The sequence below is a fragment of the Oleiphilus sp. HI0067 genome, assembly GCF_001635735.1.
In genome coordinates, this window is record NZ_LWFI01001261.1 from 1 (window position 1) to 1,275 (window position 1,275).

The 1,275-nt window shown below is 45.3% G+C and carries 2 protein-coding genes; both read right to left on the reverse strand.

What is annotated here, in order from left to right:
* On the reverse strand, positions 1-588 hold a 588-nt coding region (gene ccoO, locus A3739_RS19320), incomplete at its 3' end, for a cytochrome-c oxidase, cbb3-type subunit II (protein ID WP_068502463.1).
* A 13-nt stretch (positions 589-601) separates the two neighbouring features.
* Positions 602-1,275 (reverse strand): cbb3-type cytochrome c oxidase subunit I (locus A3739_RS19325; RefSeq protein WP_197472444.1); only part of this gene is annotated, 674 nt, incomplete at its 5' end.

Consider the following 1,275-nt stretch of genomic DNA (forward strand, 5'->3'; position numbering starts at 1 on the left):
CGTACCGAGGTTTTGAAGGTAAGCAACAAGCGCTTCAATTTCAGTCTTACCTTTTACTGCATCTGAAGCTCCTGCAATGTCTTCATCAGTGTATGGGACGCCAACTTTACGGAGAGCCTCCATTTTTTTAGGTGTTGTCTTATGATCGATTTTAGCGGTGAACAGCCAAGGGTAAGCTGGCATCTTAGACTCAGGTACAACATTTCGAGGGTTGTACATATGAGCTCGGTGCCAATCATCACTATAGCGACCGCCTACACGCGCTAAGTCAGGACCCGTACGCTTTGACCCCCATAAAAATGGGTGGTCGTAAACAAATTCACCAGCTACTGAGTAATGGCCATAACGCTCTGTTTCTGCGCGGAACGGACGAATCATTTGTGTGTGACAAGTATGGCACCCTTCACGGATATATATGTCACGACCTTCTAGTTGTACCGCAGTATAAGGCTTAAGTCCCTCGACAGGTGTTTTCATATCCTTGTTAAAGAAAAGAGGTACAACTTCCACTAAGAAACCAAAGCTTATTGCGACAATGATTAATGGGATCATTAGGCCAAGGTTTTTCTCAATTATTTCATGGTTCATTCTATCGCTCTCCTTAAGCTTGTGCTGGCACTGAGTCGAGTGCTTTAGCACTTGTTTGTCTAATAGTTAGCCAAACATTAAGGGCCATAATAAGCATGCCTGACAGGAAGATAGCTCCGCCGATTAATCTGACGACATACCCATTATGGCTCGCTTCTAGAGATTCAACAAAGCTATAAGTGAGAGTGCCATCGGTATTGACTGCACGCCACATTAAGCCTTGCATGATTCCGTTAACCCACATCGCTGCGATATATAGAACTGTACCAGCCGTTGCTAGCCAGAAGTGAAGGTTGATCAATGAAATACTGAACATTTCTTTCACACCGAATAGGCGAGGGATTAGATGGTATGTTGCACCGATCGAGATCATAGCTACCCAGCCTAATGCTCCAGAGTGAACGTGGCCAATAGTCCAGTCTGTGTTATGTGATAGCGCATTCACGGTTTTAATCGCCATCATCGGACCTTCAAATGTCGACATTCCGTAGAAAGAAAGTGATACAACAAGGAAGCGTAGAATAGGGTCAGTTCGTAGTTTGTCCCAAGCACCAGATAGCGTCATCATACCATTGATCATGCCACCCCAAGATGGAGCAAGAAGAACAAGAGACATAACCATGCCGGCTGTTTGTGCCCAATCTGGAAGTGCGCTGTAGTGAAGGTGATGGGATCCAGCCCAAACAT